This window comes from Dysgonomonas mossii (genome assembly GCF_004569505.1).
Classification (GTDB): domain Bacteria; phylum Bacteroidota; class Bacteroidia; order Bacteroidales; family Dysgonomonadaceae; genus Dysgonomonas.
Genome location: NZ_SPPK01000037.1, coordinates 1 through 514 on the forward strand (window position 1 = coordinate 1; position 514 = coordinate 514).

1 pseudogene is annotated in these 514 nt (G+C 70.0%); it reads right to left on the bottom strand.

The features are described 5' to 3' along the window. Nucleotides 1-514: pseudogene (locus E4T88_RS17320) on the bottom strand (hypothetical protein); the annotation flags it as partial.

Below are 514 nucleotides of genomic sequence, written 5' to 3' on the forward strand. Positions count from 1 at the left end.
CACCCCGGGCTCGCGCGGCGGCTCGAAGCCGAAGACCTCCTGGAGCCGGTCCAGCAAGGCGGCCGGGGGCTTCTCCCAGATGCCCATGGTGCGGTCGCCCTGCACGTTGCTGTGGCCGCGCACCGGGCACGGGCCCGCGCCCGGACGGCCGATGTTGCCGCGCAGCAGCAGCCAGTTGACGATCATCTGGATGGTGGCCACCGAGTGCATGTGCTGGGTGATGCCCATGCCCCAGCAGGCGATCACGCTGCGGGCATTGCGGTACACCTCGGCGGCGGCGCGGATCTGCGCCTCGGCGAGCCCGGATTCCTCTTCGATGACCGACCAGGACTCCGTGCGCAGGTCCGCCAGCAGCGCCTCGATGCCGGTGGTGTGCTGCTGGATGAAGGCGTGGTCGAACACGCCGCCCTGGCGGTCCTCGATCTCGGCCAGGTGCTTCATCATGCCCTTGACGACGGCGAGGTCGCCCCCGACCCGTACCTGGAAGTAGTGCGTGCTGATGGGCGTAGAGCCG